Source organism: Actinoplanes subtropicus, assembly GCF_000721705.1.
In the GTDB taxonomy this organism is placed as follows: domain Bacteria; phylum Actinomycetota; class Actinomycetes; order Mycobacteriales; family Micromonosporaceae; genus Actinoplanes; species Actinoplanes subtropicus.
The window spans coordinates 71,554-85,945 of the sequence record NZ_JOJL01000004.1 but is presented as its reverse complement, the minus strand read 5'-3'; the positions used below and the strand labels follow the sequence as shown (position 1 = coordinate 85,945).

The 14,392-nt window shown below is 72.2% G+C and carries 18 protein-coding genes; 5 read left to right on the top strand and 13 right to left on the bottom strand.

The annotated features are described in order from the left end of the window. The first annotated feature begins 48 nt into the window (after positions 1-48). The gene (locus IH26_RS0106160; RefSeq protein WP_425394370.1) at positions 49-801 is read left to right on the top strand and encodes an HAD family hydrolase; all 753 of its coding nucleotides are present in this window, start codon (positions 49-51) and stop codon (positions 799-801) included. 5 nt (positions 802-806) lie between these two features. Here the strand turns inward: IH26_RS0106160 and IH26_RS0106155 are convergent, their stop codons facing one another. From IH26_RS0106155 to IH26_RS0106125, 7 genes are all read right to left on the bottom strand, one after another. Next, positions 807-1,133, bottom strand: coding sequence for a hypothetical protein (locus IH26_RS0106155; RefSeq protein ID WP_030435125.1), 327 nt, complete (start codon positions 1,131-1,133; stop codon positions 807-809). 61 nt (positions 1,134-1,194) lie between these two features. After that, on the bottom strand, positions 1,195-2,094 hold the full coding sequence (locus IH26_RS0106150) for a diacylglycerol kinase family protein (RefSeq protein ID WP_030435124.1): 900 nt from the start codon (positions 2,092-2,094) through the stop codon (positions 1,195-1,197). 12 nt (positions 2,095-2,106) lie between these two features. Then, positions 2,107-3,072, bottom strand: coding sequence for a twin-arginine translocase subunit TatC (gene tatC / locus IH26_RS0106145; RefSeq protein WP_030435123.1), 966 nt, complete (start codon positions 3,070-3,072; stop codon positions 2,107-2,109). 9 nt (positions 3,073-3,081) lie between these two features. Further along, positions 3,082-3,432 carry a Sec-independent protein translocase subunit TatA gene (gene tatA / locus IH26_RS0106140; protein ID WP_030435122.1) on the bottom strand — a complete coding sequence of 117 codons (351 nt, stop codon included), beginning with the start codon at positions 3,430-3,432 and terminating at the stop codon, positions 3,082-3,084. A 137-nt stretch (positions 3,433-3,569) separates the two neighbouring features. Next, positions 3,570-3,806, bottom strand: a complete 237-nt coding sequence (locus IH26_RS0106135) for a hypothetical protein (RefSeq protein WP_030435121.1) — start codon at positions 3,804-3,806, stop codon at positions 3,570-3,572. 9 nt (positions 3,807-3,815) lie between these two features. Continuing rightward, a complete protein-coding gene (locus IH26_RS0106130; RefSeq protein ID WP_030435120.1) occupies positions 3,816-4,841 on the bottom strand; it encodes a helix-turn-helix transcriptional regulator in 1,026 nt (341 codons plus the stop codon). Continuing rightward, a complete protein-coding gene (locus tag IH26_RS0106125; protein WP_030435119.1) occupies positions 4,838-5,824 on the bottom strand; it encodes a helix-turn-helix transcriptional regulator in 987 nt (328 codons plus the stop codon). The genes IH26_RS0106130 and IH26_RS0106125 overlap by 4 nt, the downstream gene beginning before the upstream one ends. 60 nt (positions 5,825-5,884) lie before the next feature. On the opposite strand from IH26_RS0106125, the gene IH26_RS0106120 reads away from it, so the two are divergent. Next, positions 5,885-6,853 (top strand): cation diffusion facilitator family transporter, encoded by a 969-nt coding sequence (locus IH26_RS0106120; RefSeq protein WP_030435118.1) that lies wholly within the window; start codon positions 5,885-5,887, stop codon positions 6,851-6,853. 11 nt (positions 6,854-6,864) lie between these two features. After that, entirely contained in the window at positions 6,865-7,944 is a 1,080-nt protein-coding gene (locus tag IH26_RS0106115) for a DUF3866 family protein (protein WP_030435117.1), read from the top strand. Here IH26_RS0106115 and IH26_RS0106110 read toward each other — a convergent pair. The 3 genes from IH26_RS0106110 to pafA are packed head-to-tail and all read right to left on the bottom strand — an operon-like array spanning position 7,941 to position 10,963. Next, positions 7,941-9,362 (bottom strand): GGDEF domain-containing protein, encoded by a 1,422-nt coding sequence (locus tag IH26_RS0106110; protein WP_245664948.1) that lies wholly within the window; start codon positions 9,360-9,362, stop codon positions 7,941-7,943. The genes IH26_RS0106115 and IH26_RS0106110 overlap by 4 nt on opposite strands. Before the next feature lie 54 nt (positions 9,363-9,416). Further along, positions 9,417-9,599 (bottom strand): hypothetical protein, encoded by a 183-nt coding sequence (locus IH26_RS0106105; RefSeq protein WP_030435115.1) that lies wholly within the window; start codon positions 9,597-9,599, stop codon positions 9,417-9,419. Between the two features lie 5 nt (positions 9,600-9,604). Beyond that, positions 9,605-10,963: a Pup--protein ligase gene (gene pafA, locus IH26_RS0106100; RefSeq protein WP_030435114.1), complete on the bottom strand. Its 1,359-nt coding sequence runs from the start codon at positions 10,961-10,963 to the stop codon at positions 9,605-9,607. 128 nt (positions 10,964-11,091) lie between these two features. Between pafA and IH26_RS0106095 the strand changes: the two genes are divergently transcribed. Both IH26_RS0106095 and IH26_RS0106090 read left to right on the top strand, forming a co-directional pair. Continuing rightward, positions 11,092-12,030, top strand: a complete 939-nt coding sequence (locus IH26_RS0106095) for a dTDP-glucose 4,6-dehydratase (RefSeq protein WP_030435113.1) — start codon at positions 11,092-11,094, stop codon at positions 12,028-12,030. Positions 12,031-12,069: 39 nt separating this feature from the next. Continuing rightward, positions 12,070-13,017 (top strand): hypothetical protein, encoded by a 948-nt coding sequence (locus IH26_RS0106090; protein WP_030435112.1) that lies wholly within the window; start codon positions 12,070-12,072, stop codon positions 13,015-13,017. Positions 13,018-13,023: 6 nt separating this feature from the next. Here the strand turns inward: IH26_RS0106090 and IH26_RS0106085 are convergent, their stop codons facing one another. Genes IH26_RS0106085 through IH26_RS0106075 form a run of 3 tightly spaced genes read right to left on the bottom strand, consistent with a single transcriptional unit; the run spans position 13,024 to position 14,388 of the window. Further along, complete coding sequence (locus IH26_RS0106085) at positions 13,024-13,281, bottom strand: Txe/YoeB family addiction module toxin (protein WP_030435111.1); 258 nt, start codon at positions 13,279-13,281, stop codon at positions 13,024-13,026. Continuing rightward, the gene (locus tag IH26_RS0106080) at positions 13,278-13,553 is read right to left on the bottom strand and encodes a type II toxin-antitoxin system Phd/YefM family antitoxin (RefSeq protein WP_034213910.1); all 276 of its coding nucleotides are present in this window, start codon (positions 13,551-13,553) and stop codon (positions 13,278-13,280) included. The genes IH26_RS0106085 and IH26_RS0106080 overlap by 4 nt, the downstream gene beginning before the upstream one ends. Positions 13,554-13,587: 34 nt before the next feature. Beyond that, on the bottom strand, positions 13,588-14,388 hold the full coding sequence (locus IH26_RS0106075) for an MOSC domain-containing protein (protein WP_030435109.1): 801 nt from the start codon (positions 14,386-14,388) through the stop codon (positions 13,588-13,590). Positions 14,389-14,392: the final 4 nt, after the last annotated feature.

The window sequence follows — 14,392 nt, the reverse complement described above, 5'->3', positions numbered from 1 at the left end:
TTGCAGCGCGGCCGGTTGCGTCCCAGCCTGCCGGACCGGGTGGGTAAGGTGCACCACGTGCCGGAAGCCGTGGAATCGAGCGATCATCCTCCCCATCGGCCGTCCCGTCAGCTCGATGCCGTGCTGTTCGACTTCCACGGCACGCTGGCCCAGGTGGAGGATCCGGTGCAGTGGGTGCAGGCGGCCGCGGTGGCCTGCGGGCAAGAGTTCGACCGGGCGAAGGCGACCGCCCTGGCCGACCGGCTGGTGATGGCCGGGCGGGCCGGGGGCCCGCTGCCGGCCCGGGTGCCGCCGCATCTGGCGGAGCATTGGGCCGATCGTGACCTGTACGCGCACAGCCACCGCGCCGCGTACACGGGGCTGGCCGCGACCGTCCCGACCGGCGTGCAGGGGCTGGCCGACGCGCTGTACGACCGGCTGCTGGGGCCGGCGGGCTGGCTGCCGTACGCGGACACCGAGCCCACCCTGCGTACGCTGCACGAGGCGGGCATCAAGGTGGCGGTGGTCAGCAACATCGGCTTCGACATCCGCCCGCACTTCGCGGCCTGGGGCTTCGACTCGATGATCGACGCGTACGCGCTGAGCTACGAGGTGGGCCGCACCAAGCCCGACCCGGCGATCTTCCTGCGTGCGTGCGGCATGCTGGGCGCCGAGCCGGAACGGACGCTGATGGTCGGTGATTCTCCCGCCGACGCCGGCGCGGTGACGGCTGGGCTGGCCGCGTTGGTGCTGCCGGCCTCCGAGCCGGGGCTGCCGAACGGGCTGACGGCGGCGCTGGCGCTCGCCGGGTGCGGGGTCTGACCCGCTCAGGCGTAGGCGTCGAGGGCCACGCCCTTGCGGATGCCCGCCTTGCGCTTCTCCGCCGGGCTGCGCTCGGCCTCGCGCCGCACCTCGCCGCTGCCCGTGGCCGACGCCGAGGAGGCCGCGGCGCCCTGGGTCCGCTCGCCGGCCGCGTGGGAGCCGGTCCCGCTGGAGGCCTCCGAGCCCTTCGAGCCGTTCGGGACGGAGGAGTCCGCGCCGGCCGGCGGCACCGCGGCGTCGGCCATCGCCTTGAACGTCGTGCGGGCGGTGTCGAAGGCGGTGGTGGCGAACGAGGCGGCGCCACCGAACGAGCGGAGTGAACTGAGCGACATGCCCTCAGGTTCGGCCGCCTCCGGGATTTCTGACCGCGTGGCCGCCCGCGCAACCGGACCGCTACCGCAGGAGACGCAGCGCCCCGGGTACACAGGTGATCTCGAGCGGGAGCGGCCCGACCCGCTCGCCGTCGGCGTACGCGATGATGCCGTTGGAATGTAGGCGCACCTGTTTCGCCCGGAATGTCCGGACTCGCGGGTCGGTCACATGGGTGCCCCGGCGCAACCTCGGCTTGAGGCGGGTCATCGCGCGCCGGCTCAGCGGCAGCGCCGTCAGCACGTCGAGCAGCCCGTCGGCCGGGTCGGCGGCCGGCACGATGCGGAGGCCGCCGCCGTAGCTCGGGCAGTTCCCCACCGCCACCAGGGTGCCCTCGAAGCCGTGGTCCACGCCGTCGAGTTCCAGCGCGTAGAGACGCGGCCGCACCCGTACCATCTCCAGGAAGATGGCCAGGTCGTAGCGGCGCGGCCCGCGCGGCCAGCGCATCCGGTTGGCGCGCTCGTTGACGATCGCGTCGAAGCCGGCCGCCAGCACCGCCCCGAACCAGCGGATCTCGTCGTCGGTGCCGCGAGCCCGGGCGAGGTCGATCGGCACCAGGTGCGACGAAGCGAGCGCGGCGGCAATCCCGGTGGCGGCGGCGAGCGGGTCGAGCGGCACCCCGACGCCGGCCGCGAAGTCGTTGCCGGTGCCCATCGGCACCACCCCGAACGCCACCGGCCGCTCGGCGGCGGCCTGCAGCGCCAGATGCACCGTGCCGTCGCCGCCCGCCGCCACCAGCGCTGCGCAGCCCTCGGTGACGGCGCGTTGGCAGGCCTTCTCCGCCTCCTCGGCGCCGGCCGCCGCCAGCAGCCGCACGGGGTGCCCGGCCGAGCCCAGCCGCTCCAGCACCCCAGAAAGCAGATCGCGGTGCCGGCCACGCCCCGCGTGGGGGTTGGCCAGCACCGCGATGTCACCGCTCGTCATGGCGGGACCGTACTACGTCATGTCGTCGAAGCGGCCTTCCAGCGGCAACGGCTTGTGCACCGGCGTCGGCGCGTCGAGCGGGCTGGGCGCCGCGATCGGGTCGGCGGCGCCGACCGGCACCCGGTCGTCCTCGAGGGGCGAGATCTCGTCGTCGTCGATGTCGGCGTAGATCTCCCGGCCGCGGCCCTTGCGCTTGTCGTTGATGAAGCCGATGCCGACCGCGATCAGGTACAGCAGGATCATGCAGCTGGCCAGCAGGGTCATGCCGAACGGGCCGGGGTCGGGGGTGGCGATCGCGGCGAACGCGAAGCACAGGAAGATCACGATCCGCCACCAGCTGAGCAGCCGCCGGGCGGTGACCACGCCGGTGAAGTTCAGCATCAGCAGGACCAGCGGGAACTCGAACGCCCCACCGAAAAGCAGCAGCATGCTGGACACGAAGTTCAGATAACTGCCGACTTCGAGCTTCGTCGGCTCGCCCAGCACACCCGCCGACATGATGAACGACAGGCTGTGGCCGACCACCTCGTACGCCAGCACGGCGCCGGTGGCGAACAGCGGCGCGGCGATCGTGACGAAGATGTACGCCCACTTGCGCTCGTGCCGGTGCAGGCCGGGCGCGATGAACGCCCACAGCTGGTAGAGCCAGACCGGTGCGCCGACGATCACGCCGACCCACAGCGCGATCTTGAGCCGGATGATCAGACCGTCGCCGACGCCGAGGACCACGAAGTCGCAGTACTTCTTGCCATCGGCGCGCACGGAAATCGATGAAGGCAGCCTGCAGTACGGCTCCTCCAGCAGGTGGAAGACCCACTTGGAGAGGATGAAGCCGACGATGAGGCCGACCAGCAGGCCCAGCGAGGCCACGAACAGGCGGTTACGAAGCTCCCGGATGTGGTCGATCAGCGTCATCGAGCCGTCGGCGGCCTGCTGGAACTTGCTGGGCCCCTGGCGGCGGCGCGGGACGAGAGCCATGACCGAGCGTCAGCGGTCGTTGGTGCGCTGCACCGGGTCGACGTAGGGCTGCGCCGGCGGCTGCTGGTACTGCTGCTGCTGCGGCTGGGCGGGCGGCGGCTGGTAGCCCTGGGGCTGCTGGTACCCCTGCTGCTGGTAGCCCTGGCCCTGGACGTCGCCCTGCAGGGGCTGGCGGCCGTACTGCGGCTCGGCCTTCTCCGCGACGTCGCTGTTCTCGTCGATGAGGCCCTTCGTCTCCGCCTTGATGATGCGCAGCGACCGGCCGAGCGACCGGGCGGCGTCCGGAAGTCGCTTCGCGCCGAACAACAGCACGAGGACGACCACGAAGATGGCGATGTGCCATGGCTTGAGGGCACCCATGGTGTGAACTCCAGTCGGTCGGATCAGGTGTGCGGGGTCCATCGTACGTGTCAAATCCGGTGAAGTAGCCCACCGGACTCCTTAGGATTGTGCCCCCTCCCCCTAAGTCTTGGACAACAGGGAAGGAACGCCGCACGCTACCGCCGCACGGCGGCCAGCCGCGACTGTGTCATCTCGGCTCGTCGCTGCACCTCAAGGACGGTTTCCTGGAGGGCCAGCGCCTTTTCCTGGAGTTTCATCGCGTCCGCCTGGCGGCGCCGCAGCTTGGCCGCGGCGCGCCGCAGCCCGCTCAGCCGGCCCAGCAGCCGCACGGCCGCGGCGATCAGGATGACCAGGGCGGCCACCACGACGGCGATCCAGATCCAGAGCAGCACCCGACCACCCTACCGGGCGGGCGAGCTGTACTGGTCGAGCGCCGCCGTGGCCTGCTCCCGGATCCGCTCCAGCAGCTCGGGCGGCCCGATCACGGTGACGTCCGGGCCGAGGCCCATCAGCAGCCGCTGCGCCCAGCCGAGGTCGGTGATCCGCATGGTCACGATCCACTCGCCGGACGAACCGGACGAGCCGGACGAAACTGAGGAGCCGGACGAGCCGGACGAGCCGGATGAACCGGAGGAGGACGGCCGGATCTCCTCGACCGGGTAGTACTCGGTGATCCACCGGCTGCGCCGGCCGATCCGCAGCGTCATCAGCGGCAGGTCGGCGGTCGGCTTGAAGACGCCGTCGCTGACGTCCTGCGGCGCGGCCTCCGGCGGCGGTGCGGCGGGCTCGTCCAGCTCGGTGAAGGCGTCGATCCGGTCGACCCGGAACATCCGGGTCGCCTCGGCCCGCCGGCACCAGGCCTCCAGGTACGCCCGGCCGCCCACCATCAGCACCCGCATCGGGTCGACCACCCGCTCGGTGGTCTCGTCCCGGGCCGCGGTGTAGTACGTCATCCGCAGCGCGTGGCCGCCCTCGACCGCCGCCCGGACCTGGTCGAGCTTCTCGGCGTTGGCCGGCAGCTTGACCGCGACCGGGGCGTCGGCGAGGTCACCGGCCGCGTTCTCGATCTTGGCAAGCGCCCGCTCGATCACGTCGCGGCTGCCGGTGCCCGGCGTCTCGGCCAGCATCCGCAGGGCCACCACCAGGGCGAGCGCCTCGTCCTGGGTGAGCCGCAGCGGGCGGTCGATGCCGGCGTCGTGGCTGATCGTCACCCGGTCACCGTCGAGCGCCATGTCGATCAGGTCGCCCGGTCCGTACCCGGGCAGCCCGCACACCCAGAGCAGCTCCAGGTCCTCGCGGAGCTGCCGCTCGCTGACGTCCAGGTCGGCGGCCGCCTCGGAGATCAGGATGCCGGGCCGGGCCAGCAGGTACGGCACCAGGTTGAGCAGCCGGCCCAGCCGGTCGACCGAGTTCCTCGGACCGGTCACGCGGCCACCACGCCCTCGTGGCGGGCCATGACCTCCTTGAGGTGCTGGATCACCGCGTCCCGCACCTCGGGCGGCCCCTCGACATACACGTCGGGACCGTACCCGGCCAGGGTCGCGCCCAGGCGCTCGGCATCCCCGTACGGCAAGGTCAGTTTGTCGCCCTCCGGCCCGGGCTGGGTCGAGACCGCCCAGCGCCGCAACCCGGCCGCGCGCCCGTGCCGGGCGACCACGGTGGCCCGCCCGGTGCGCTGGATCGGCCCGTCGAAGCCGGCCACGTGGCTGATCAGGTCGACCTGCGCGGGCGGCACGAACGCGCCCGACCGGCCCACCGGCCGCACGCTCCCGACTATCCGGGACAACCGGAAGCAGCGGGTGGCGTCCCGGTCCCGGTCGTGGCCGACCACATACCAGCGACCGCGCCAGCAGACCACGCCCCACGGCTCGAGGCGGCGGGTGGCCGGCTCGTCGACCTCGGGCACCCGGTAGCTGAAGGTCACCGCGCGCCGGTCGCGGGCCGCGCTGGTCAGCGGCCCGAACGCGGGGTCGACGGTGACCACCGGCTCGACCCCGAGGGTGGCCTGCGGGTCGACCTCGACGCCGGCGGCGCGCAGCTTGGCCAGCCCGGAGGAGGCGGCCGCGGCCAGGCCGGCGTGCTGCCAGAGGCGGGCCGCGATGCCGACCGCGGCGGCCTCGTCGGGCTCGAGGATGATGTCCGGCAGGGCGTACTCGCGGTGCGCGATGCGGTAGCCCGGCTCCTGGTCGAAGATGCTCGCGGTGCCGGTCTCCAGCGGCACGCCCAGCTCGCGCAGCTCGGCCTTGTCCCGCTCGAACTTGCGCTGGAACGCCTCGTGGTCGCGCCAGTCCGACGGGTCGTGCTCGTACCCGGGGACGGTCGCGGCGATCTGCGCGGCGGTGAGGAACCGTCGCGTGGACAGCAGGCAGATCACGAGATTGACCAGGCGCTCGGTGCGGGTCCGCGACACAGCAGGCAACGCTAGCAGCCATCCGGCCGGGACGTTACTTCGTAACCTGTGCAGGGCAGGATGATCAGGGTGACCTCTGAGCAGACCGGCAACGAGAGCATCGGCACCGTCGTCCTGGCCGGTTCGGCCAACCTCGCGATCGCGGTGGCCAAGCTGGTCGCGGGCCTGGTCTCCGGGTCCTCCGCGATGCTGTCCGAGGCGGCCCACTCGTTCGCCGACACGATCACCGAGATCTTCCTGTACGTGGCGCTCATCCGCGGGCGGCAGCCGGCCGACGACCGGCACCCGTTCGGGCACGGCAAGGAGAGCTTCGTCTGGGCCTTCATCGCGGCCCTGTTCACCTTCGTCGGCGGCGCCGGGTTCTCGATCTACCACGGCATCACCTCGATCGTCGCGGACGAGAAGAGCGGCGACTTCGTCTGGTCGTACGTGGTGCTGGCGATCTCCTTCGCGGCCGAGGGCAGTTCGTTCCTGCGGGCCCAGCGCCAGGTCGCCGGGGAGTCCCGGCGCTGGGGCGTGACCCGGTCGCGGTTCCTGCGGCTGACCCCGGACACCACGGTGAAGGCGGTCTACTTCGAGGACTCGGCCGCGCTGATCGGCCTGGTGCTGGCCGCCGTGGGCCTGCTGCTCACCGAGCTCACCGGCGACGAGGTCTGGGACGGGGCGGGCTCGATCGCGATCGGCGTACTGCTGTTCCTGGTGGCCGCGATCCTGGCCCGCAGCAACGTGTCGCTGCTGGTGGGCCGCTCGGTGCCGCGCCGGATCCACCAGCAGATCGCCGAGGACATCGCCGGCATCCCGATCGTGGTGGCCGTGCCGACGCTGCTGACCATGCAGCTGGGCCCGGGCGACATCCTGGTCGCCGCCAAGGTCGACTTCGAGGACGAGGTGTCCGGCGGGGAGATCGAGGAGGCGTCCGACGAGGCCGAGCGGCGGCTGCGCGACCGGTTCCCGCAGATCAGCTACGTGTTCCTCGACCCGACCCGGGGCACGGCCGGTCGCCATCACCTGGACGGCGGCGTCGAGTAGATTCGCCGGTCATGGTGCGCTGGCGATCGGGGACGGTGGAGGCTGTCGGCCGCGAATGGCACGGCGCGATCGAGTTGGCTGTCCGGACGGACGACGGTGTGCTGCGTGCGCTCGCGTACCCCGGCCTGGTCGGTTCTCCGAAAATAGAAGACCGCGTCCTGCTCAACGTGGGAGCGCTGGTCATGGGACTGGGCACCGGCGGTTACGCGCTCGTGGTGGCGATACCCGACCGGCTTCCGGAAGACCCGCCCCAGGACGGGACGAATCGCGACCGCGGCCACCTCGTCAAGGCCCGGTACACGCCGCTGCAGGCGATCCGGCTCGGCGTCGACGAGGAGGCCTCCCCGCACCGCGCGATCATGGCAGCGGCCGAGTCGCTCGACGGCATGCCGGTGGTGACGGCCGACCTGCATTCGGCCCTGCCGGCCATTGTCGCCGGCATAAAGGCGGACAAACCACAAACCATCATTGCGTACGTCATGACGGACGGTGGCGCGCTTCCCGCGTGGTTCTCGCGCACCCTCGACGGGCTGCGTGACCACCTGGCCGGCACGATCACGACCGGCCAGGCCTTCGGCGGCGACCTCGAGGCGAGCACCGTGCACACCGGACTGCTCGCCGCCCGGCACGTGCTGGGCGCGGACGTCGCCGTCGTCGCGCAGGGCCCCGGGAACCTGGGCACCGGCACGCCGTGGGGGTTCTCCGGAGTGGCGCTGGGCGAGGCGGTGAACGCGATCGCGACGCTCGGCGGACGGCCGGTCGGCTCGCTGCGCGTGTCCGACGGCGACGGCCGCCCCCGCCACCGGGGGGTGTCGCACCACTCGCTCACCGCGTACGGCAAGGTCGCTCTGCTCCCCGCGGACCTGCCGGTGCCGGACGGCCTGGAGCCCCGCCTGGCCGCGGAGATCGACGCGGCGCTCGCGCCGCTGGCGGCGAGGCACCGCCTGGTCCGGGTCGAGACCGACGGCCTGGACGCGGCGCTGCGGGCCAGCCCGGTCCCGCTGAGCACGATGGGCCGCGGCCTCGACCAGGACCACGCCTACTTCCTGACTGCGGCGGCCGCGGGACGCCACGCCGCCTCGCTGATCTAGGCCATGACCCGGTTGCGGCCGGCCGCCTTCGCCTCGTAGAGGGCGGCGTCGGCCCGGGCGACCAGCTGGTCCGGGGTCTCGCTGCCGTCCCAGACGGCGACGCCGGCCGAGAACGTCTGGCCCTGCGGGGTCACGGCGAGGGCGCGCTCGACGATCTGCCGCGCCTCGTCCTCGCCGGCGTCCGGCAGCAGCACCACGAACTCCTCGCCGCCGTAGCGGGCCAGCAGGTCCACCGAGCGCAGCGCGCCGTGCCAGGCCGCCGAGGCCTCCTTGAGCAGCCGGTCACCGGCCGGATGCCCGTACGTGTCGTTGAAGGCCTTGAAGTGATCGAGGTCGAGCAGCGCCACCGTCATCGGGCGGCCGTCGCGGCGGGCGAAATCCAGCGCCCGGGGCAGGTCCTCGTTCCAGACCCGGCGGTTCGGCAGGCCGGTCAGCTCGTCCCGGCGGGCCAGGTCACGCACCTGGGCGGCCTGCCGCTCGACCTGCCGCAGCAGCTGCGCCATCCGGGTCACCACCAGCAGGAACAGCACCGTGCAGCAGCTCACGATGGCCCAGCCGTCGGTGACCCGCCCGTGGGCGAGCTGGACGGCGAGCAGGCCGGGCGCGATCAGCGAGGCCACGGCGAGCAGGGTCAGGTGCACCCGGCCGAGCCGGGCCGGGTGCGGGGACGAGGCGGCGCCGACCTCGCGGGCGTCGGTGTGCAGGGCGCCCAGGCCGAACAGCACGTACGCGGTCAGGAATATCATGTCGATCGAGCGGCTGGCCCACTGTACCTTCTCGATCGCGTCGCTGACCTGCGGGATGCTGCCGACCAGCACCCAGGCGGTGTCGCCGGCCAGGAACGCGGCGAGCGAGCCGGTGATCCACCAGAACGGGGCGCCCCGGCGGCCGTCGCCGCGCAGCAGCCGGGTCATCAGGGCGAGCAGCAGCAGATCACCGATCGGGTACGCGGCCTGGACCGCCCGCCCGAGCATGTCGATGTTCTGCCCGATCGCCGCCGGTTTGATCACGTAGACCCAGGCCAGCAGCCCGAGCCCGGTGGTGATCGTCGCGGCGTCCACCATCGCGGTCCGGTTCCGGCGCGGCTCCCGGCGCCGGATCAGCAGCGCCAGGCCGGCCGCGCAGGACGGATAGAGCAGCAGGAACAGCGGATCGGCCGGGGTCGGCAGGCCCTGCCAGCCGAGCACGTCGACGCAGTAGATCGAGACCGGGATGCCGGTGACGTTGGCGCCGACCCCGAACGCGAAGCACCACCAGGGCAGCCGCTCGCGGCGGGACAGCCGGTGCGCGCCGGCCAGGATGCCGGCGACCCCGAGACAGCCGATGGCGAACTGCCAGCCGCTGGTCCACCAGCCACCGGCGGGAATGAGCTGGTACGCGGCGATCGCGAGGGCGGCGAGCACGGCGTAACGCTTCACGCGTCTTATGAGACGAGGCCCCGGTTGCGGGCGCGGGTGCCGCCGGGTTGCGGTTTACCCGGCGACGACCAGCCAGAGCCAGCCGAGCAGCACGGCGCCCAGGACCGCGGCCAGCACCCACGTAGGGATCTTGTGGCTCCGGGTGCGGTTGCGGTGGATCTCGGACCGGATGCGGGCGCGTTTGCGCTGCACCCGGCCCCACAAGACATCCTCGAAGGAGCGTTCCCGCTTGGTCATCAGTGCTACATGCTAGCGATCAGGCGTTCGACCCTTTCGTCGTACGCGCGGAAGGGGTCCTTGCACAGGACGGTGCGCTGGGCCTGGTCGTTGAGCTTCAGATGCACCCAGTCGACCGTGAAGTCGCGCCGTTTCTCCTGCGCGTGCTTGATGAACTCGCCGCGCAGCCGTGCCCGGGTGGTCTGCGGCGGCGTCTCCTTGGCCTCGAAGATCTCCAGGTCGTTCGCTATCCGGTCGACCTGCTTGCGCTTCTCCATCAGCGCGTACAGGCCGCGGCCGCGGCGGACGTCGTGGTACGCCAGGTCCAGCTGGGCGATCCGCGGATGGGACATCGGGATCTCGTGCTTGGCCTGGTAGCGCTCGATCAGCCGGTACTTCGAGACCCAGTCGATCTCGCGGGACACCGGGTCGAGGTCGCCGCTCTCGATCGCGCTCAGCACCCGGCCCCACAGCTCGACGACCCGCTTGGCGGTCTGGTCGCCGCCGCGCCGCTCGACGAACTCGGTCGCCTTCGCCAGGTACTCCTGCTGGATCTCGAGGGCCGAGACCTCCTTGTTGTTGGCCAGCCGGATCTTGCGGCGGCCGGTGACGTCGTGGCTGACCTCGCGGATCGCCCGGATCGGGTTCTCCAGCGACAGGTCGCGCATCACCACGCCGGCCTCGATCATGCGGAGCACGATGTCGGCGCTGCCCACCTTGAGCAGGGTGGTGACCTCGTTCATGTTCGAGTCGCCGACGATCACGTGCAGCCGGCGGTAGCGCTCGGCATCCGCATGCGGCTCGTCCCGGGTGTTGATGATCGGGCGGGACCGGGTGGTGGCGCTGGACACGCCCTCCCAGATGTGCTCGGCGCGCTGCGAGAGGCAGAAGACCGCGCCCCGCGGCGTCTGCAGCACCTTGCCGGCGCCGCAGATCAGCTGGCGGGTGACCAGGAACGGGATGAGCACGTCGGCCAGCCGGCCGAACTCGCCGTGCCGGGAGACCAGGTAATTCTCATGGCAGCCGTACGAGTTGCCGGCCGAGTCGGTGTTGTTCTTGAACAGGTAGATCTCCCCCGCGATCCCCTCGTCGTGCAGCCGTTTCTCGGCGTCGACCAGGAGACCCTCCAGGATCCGCTCGCCGGCCCGGTCGTGCGCGACCAGGTCGGTGACGGAGTCGCACTCGGGAGTCGCATACTCAGGATGGGAACCGACATCGAGGTAGAGACGGGCGCCGTTGCGTAGGAAAACGTTGCTGCTGCGCCCCCAGGACACCACTCGGCGGAACAGGTACCGGGCCACCTCGTCCGGCGACAGCCGCCGCTGCCCCCGATAAGTACACGTGACTCCGTACTCGGTCTCGAGGCCGAAAATTCGCCGTTCCATGACGAAACACTAGCCTCATCGGGCATCCATTGGCAGTCACCACTCGCGCATTGCCCGGTACTGCGCGTCGCGGCCGGGTCACCGATTCGGGTGGCCGCCCCCGGGGCCGCGGTTAGACTCGCACGGCGATGAGGCTCTTGGTCACCGGTGGCGCCGGGTTCATCGGCTCGCACTTCGTGCGAGCGCTGCTGGCCGACCGCCTGCCGGGCCTGCAGGGTGCCGCGGTCACGGTTCTCGACAAGCTTGCGTACGCCGGGAGCTTCGCCAACCTGTCGCCGGTCGCCGAGCACAAACGCCTCGACTTCGTCCCCGCCGACGTGGCCGACGACTCGGTCGCCGGGTACGCCATGCGCGGCCACGACGCGGTGGTCCACTTCGCCGGTTCCCGGTCCGGCGCCGACGTTCACGGCGTCCAGGTCCTGCTCGACGCCGCCCTCGATCGTGAGGTACCGCGCTTCGTCCAGGTCTCCACCGACGAGGTGTACGGCTCGATCGACACCGGGGCGTGGACCGAGCGCTCGGCGGTCGCCCCCACCACGCCGGCCGCGGCGGCCAAGGCGGGCGCCGACCTGATGGCCCTGGCCTACCACCGCAGCCACGGCCTGCCGGTCGTGGTGACCCGGGCGAGCACCAACTACGGGCCCTACCAGGACCCTGGGCAGACCGTCCCCGGGCTGGTGACGGCCCTGCTGGACGGCCGGACGGCCCGGCTGCGCGGGGACGGGACCCGGGTCCGCGACTGGCTGCACGTCGACGACCACTGCCACGGCATCGCCCTGGCCCTGCTCGACGGCCGCCCCGGCGAGATCTACCACATCGGCGGCACCGTCGAACTGGCCGACCGCGACCTGGCCGGCATGATCCTGGCCGAACTGGGCGCCGGCTGGGACGCGATCGGCCTGACCGGCGACGGCAAGGACCAGGACCACCGCCACGCCCTCGACGACGACAAGATCAGGCGTGAGCTGGGCTGGCGCCCGCGGGTCGAGTTCACGTCCGGCCTGTCCGCGACGATCCACTGGTACCGCACCAACCGGTCCTGGTGGCGCCCCCTGCTGACCATCTGACCGGTCCCCCGGCGGGCCCGATCAGCGCAGAATGCCCGGATGCGCGCGCAAAGATGGGCAATCACGGCCTTCGCGGTGATCGGCCTGCTGTACGTGACGGGCCTGGTCGCCGACCGGCCGCTCCCGTTCGGCGGCACCCTCGCCACCGCGTCCGTGCTGGTCATCGCCGTGCTCACGCGCACCACCGGACCGGCCCGCCCGCTCGAGCCCACCGACCCGCTCGTCCCCGCCGGGCCGCCGCGGTGGACCCGCTGGGCCGGCGTGGCGGGCCTGGCCACGCTGACCGCCTGCGCCGCGCTCGTGGACGCCCTGCATGGCGGCGACGGCTGGCCGGTGCAGGCCACCGCGTGGTGGTGGGGCTACGACGGCGTGGATCCGGCGCTCCTGACCGAGGGCGGCTTGCTCGCCCTCGCCGGGGCACTGCTGGCCGCCTCGGTCCTGGGCCGCGCTCCCCGGCTGGTCCGCCCCGGTAATCTGCCCGCTGCCATCATCGCGCTGGTCCTGTTGTCAGCGGCCGTGGCCATGCTGTTCCCCGGCTGGGGCCCGACCGGGCCGGGGCTGGTCATCGGCCTGACGCTGGTCGCGCTGGCGCTCCTCGTCCTGGCCGTGAACGCGGCGCTCCTGTACGGCCGGCCGGCCCCACTGGCCGCCGCCGGCCTGATCCCCGTGGCGATCACACTGGCCGTGGTCACCCTCGCGCTCGTCGACCAGCGCGCGGAACGCACCCGCGAACTGGAGTGGCAGGCTTCCGCCCCGGCCGGGTCGAAGTCGGGTTCGGTCCAGCTGGTCCTGACCCAGGGAATACGCCCCGAGTCGAGCGAGGCGCGACCCTGCGCCGGGGCATACCGGCCCGCGACGGCCTGCGATTTCGCCGTCGCCCTCGCTACCGAGCCGGCCGACGAGTTGCACTGGTGGCCGGGCATCGCGGGCGGCCTACTGCTGATCGGGCTACTGGGCGTCGTCCTGCCCGGCTCACGAGAGGCGTAGCGGCGATCATCGGTCGCCGTAGTGGTACCGGCAGGCGACGATCTCGACATCGCCGTCCTTGAGCCGGTAGACCAGACGATGCTCCTGATCGATACGCCGGGACCAGAGGCCCGACAACTCGCCGCGCAACGGCTCCGGCTTGCCAATGCCGCGGTAGCCGTTGCGCATGACGTCCGCGATCAGGTCGTTGATTCTCTTGACCAGCTTCCGATCGGTATGGCTCAGGTACTGCGACCAGGCCGTCTCCGAGAAGATGAGCCTCACGCAACGTCCTGAGCCGGCCCCGGGTCGAACGGCGTCCGCTCGGCGCCTTCGCCGCGATCCAGTTCGGCGATCGATCGCCGCAACGCCTCGGCGTTGTGCGGGTTACGCAGGAGGTAGTCCGTTTCCTTCAGCGACTGATACTCGGCCAGCGGCACGATGACGACCGGATCGTGTCCCGAGCGGGTCACCACCAATTCCTCGGCGTCGTCGACGACATTGTCCAGCTCGGCGGCGAGGTTCTGCCGCAGCTGAGTGAAGTTCACCGTTCGCATATCCACTCCCGAAAGACGTACAGAAAACTGTACTTCACGGGCGCCTCGCCGGACCACTGCGGCCGCCCCCGCCCACGACGAGCTCGCCGGGGCGCAGCACCTCGGCGTACGAGCCGAAGCAGGCCGCCTTGCCCAGCCCCGCGACCGGCACCCGGTAGTGCCGGGCCAGGGTGCGCAGTAGTTCCGTGTCCGGCGGGACGTCCGGGCCGTGGGCCAGGCTCGGGATCACGCAGCGCGGCGTCGGCGACATGATGCGCAGCACGACATCGCCCAGCCGCAGTTCGGCGCCGTCCGGCGGGTCGTCGTCGGCGTCCAGCAAGATGTTCGGGCGGAACCGTGAAGCCGCCGCGCCCAGCCGGGCCAGCGCGCCCGTCGTCACCACGTGGACCGGGGCGAAGTCGGCGAAGCCGCCCGCTCCCCCGCCGCCGGCCGCGGTGATCGCGTCCTCGCCCGGGCGCAGGCCGGACAGCCAATCCGGGACCATGCCGTCGACGCCGGGCAGCGTGCGGTGCAGGCGGGCGCCGGCCGGGACCTCGCGGGTCAGCCGCACCGCGCGGCCCAGGTGGCGGGCGAGGGCGGGCTCGGCGTCGGCGGCCGCGTACTCCGATCCGCCCACGCTCACCCGCAGGTCGGCGCCGGCCACGCGGGCGCCGACCGCGAGCAGGCCGCCCCAGCGGCGGGGGTGCTTGGCGCTGCCGACCGTGCCGTCCGCCGGGTCGACGCAGGCCCAGGCCCGGTCGCCGGCCAGCCCGCCGGGCTCGACCCGGGCGACGGTCAGGGATTCGCCGCGGGCGCTCTTCAGGGGATAGCGCCGCAGCGCCACGATGCGAGGCATCGGG

Coding starts and splice junctions, on each gene's coding strand:
- IH26_RS0106120 (WP_030435118.1), top strand. CDS start 5,885: ATGATCAGGGTGACCTCTGAGCAGACCGGCAACGAGAGCATCGGCACC.
- IH26_RS0106095 (WP_030435113.1), top strand. CDS start 11,092: ATGAGGCTCTTGGTCACCGGTGGCGCCGGGTTCATCGGCTCGCACTTC.
- tatA (WP_030435122.1), bottom strand. CDS start 3,432: ATGGGTGCCCTCAAGCCATGGCACATCGCCATCTTCGTGGTCGTCCTC.
- IH26_RS0106115 (WP_030435117.1), top strand. CDS start 6,865: ATGGTGCGCTGGCGATCGGGGACGGTGGAGGCTGTCGGCCGCGAATGG.
- IH26_RS0106080 (WP_034213910.1), bottom strand. CDS start 13,553: ATGCGAACGGTGAACTTCACTCAGCTGCGGCAGAACCTCGCCGCCGAG.
- pafA (WP_030435114.1), bottom strand. CDS start 10,963: ATGGAACGGCGAATTTTCGGCCTCGAGACCGAGTACGGAGTCACGTGT.
- IH26_RS0106150 (WP_030435124.1), bottom strand. CDS start 2,094: ATGACGAGCGGTGACATCGCGGTGCTGGCCAACCCCCACGCGGGGCGT.
- IH26_RS0106075 (WP_030435109.1), bottom strand. CDS start 14,388: ATGCCTCGCATCGTGGCGCTGCGGCGCTATCCCCTGAAGAGCGCCCGC.
- tatC (WP_030435123.1), bottom strand. CDS start 3,072: ATGGCTCTCGTCCCGCGCCGCCGCCAGGGGCCCAGCAAGTTCCAGCAG.
- IH26_RS0106105 (WP_030435115.1), bottom strand. CDS start 9,599: ATGACCAAGCGGGAACGCTCCTTCGAGGATGTCTTGTGGGGCCGGGTG.
- IH26_RS0106155 (WP_030435125.1), bottom strand. CDS start 1,133: ATGTCGCTCAGTTCACTCCGCTCGTTCGGTGGCGCCGCCTCGTTCGCC.
- IH26_RS0106090 (WP_030435112.1), top strand. CDS start 12,070: ATGCGCGCGCAAAGATGGGCAATCACGGCCTTCGCGGTGATCGGCCTG.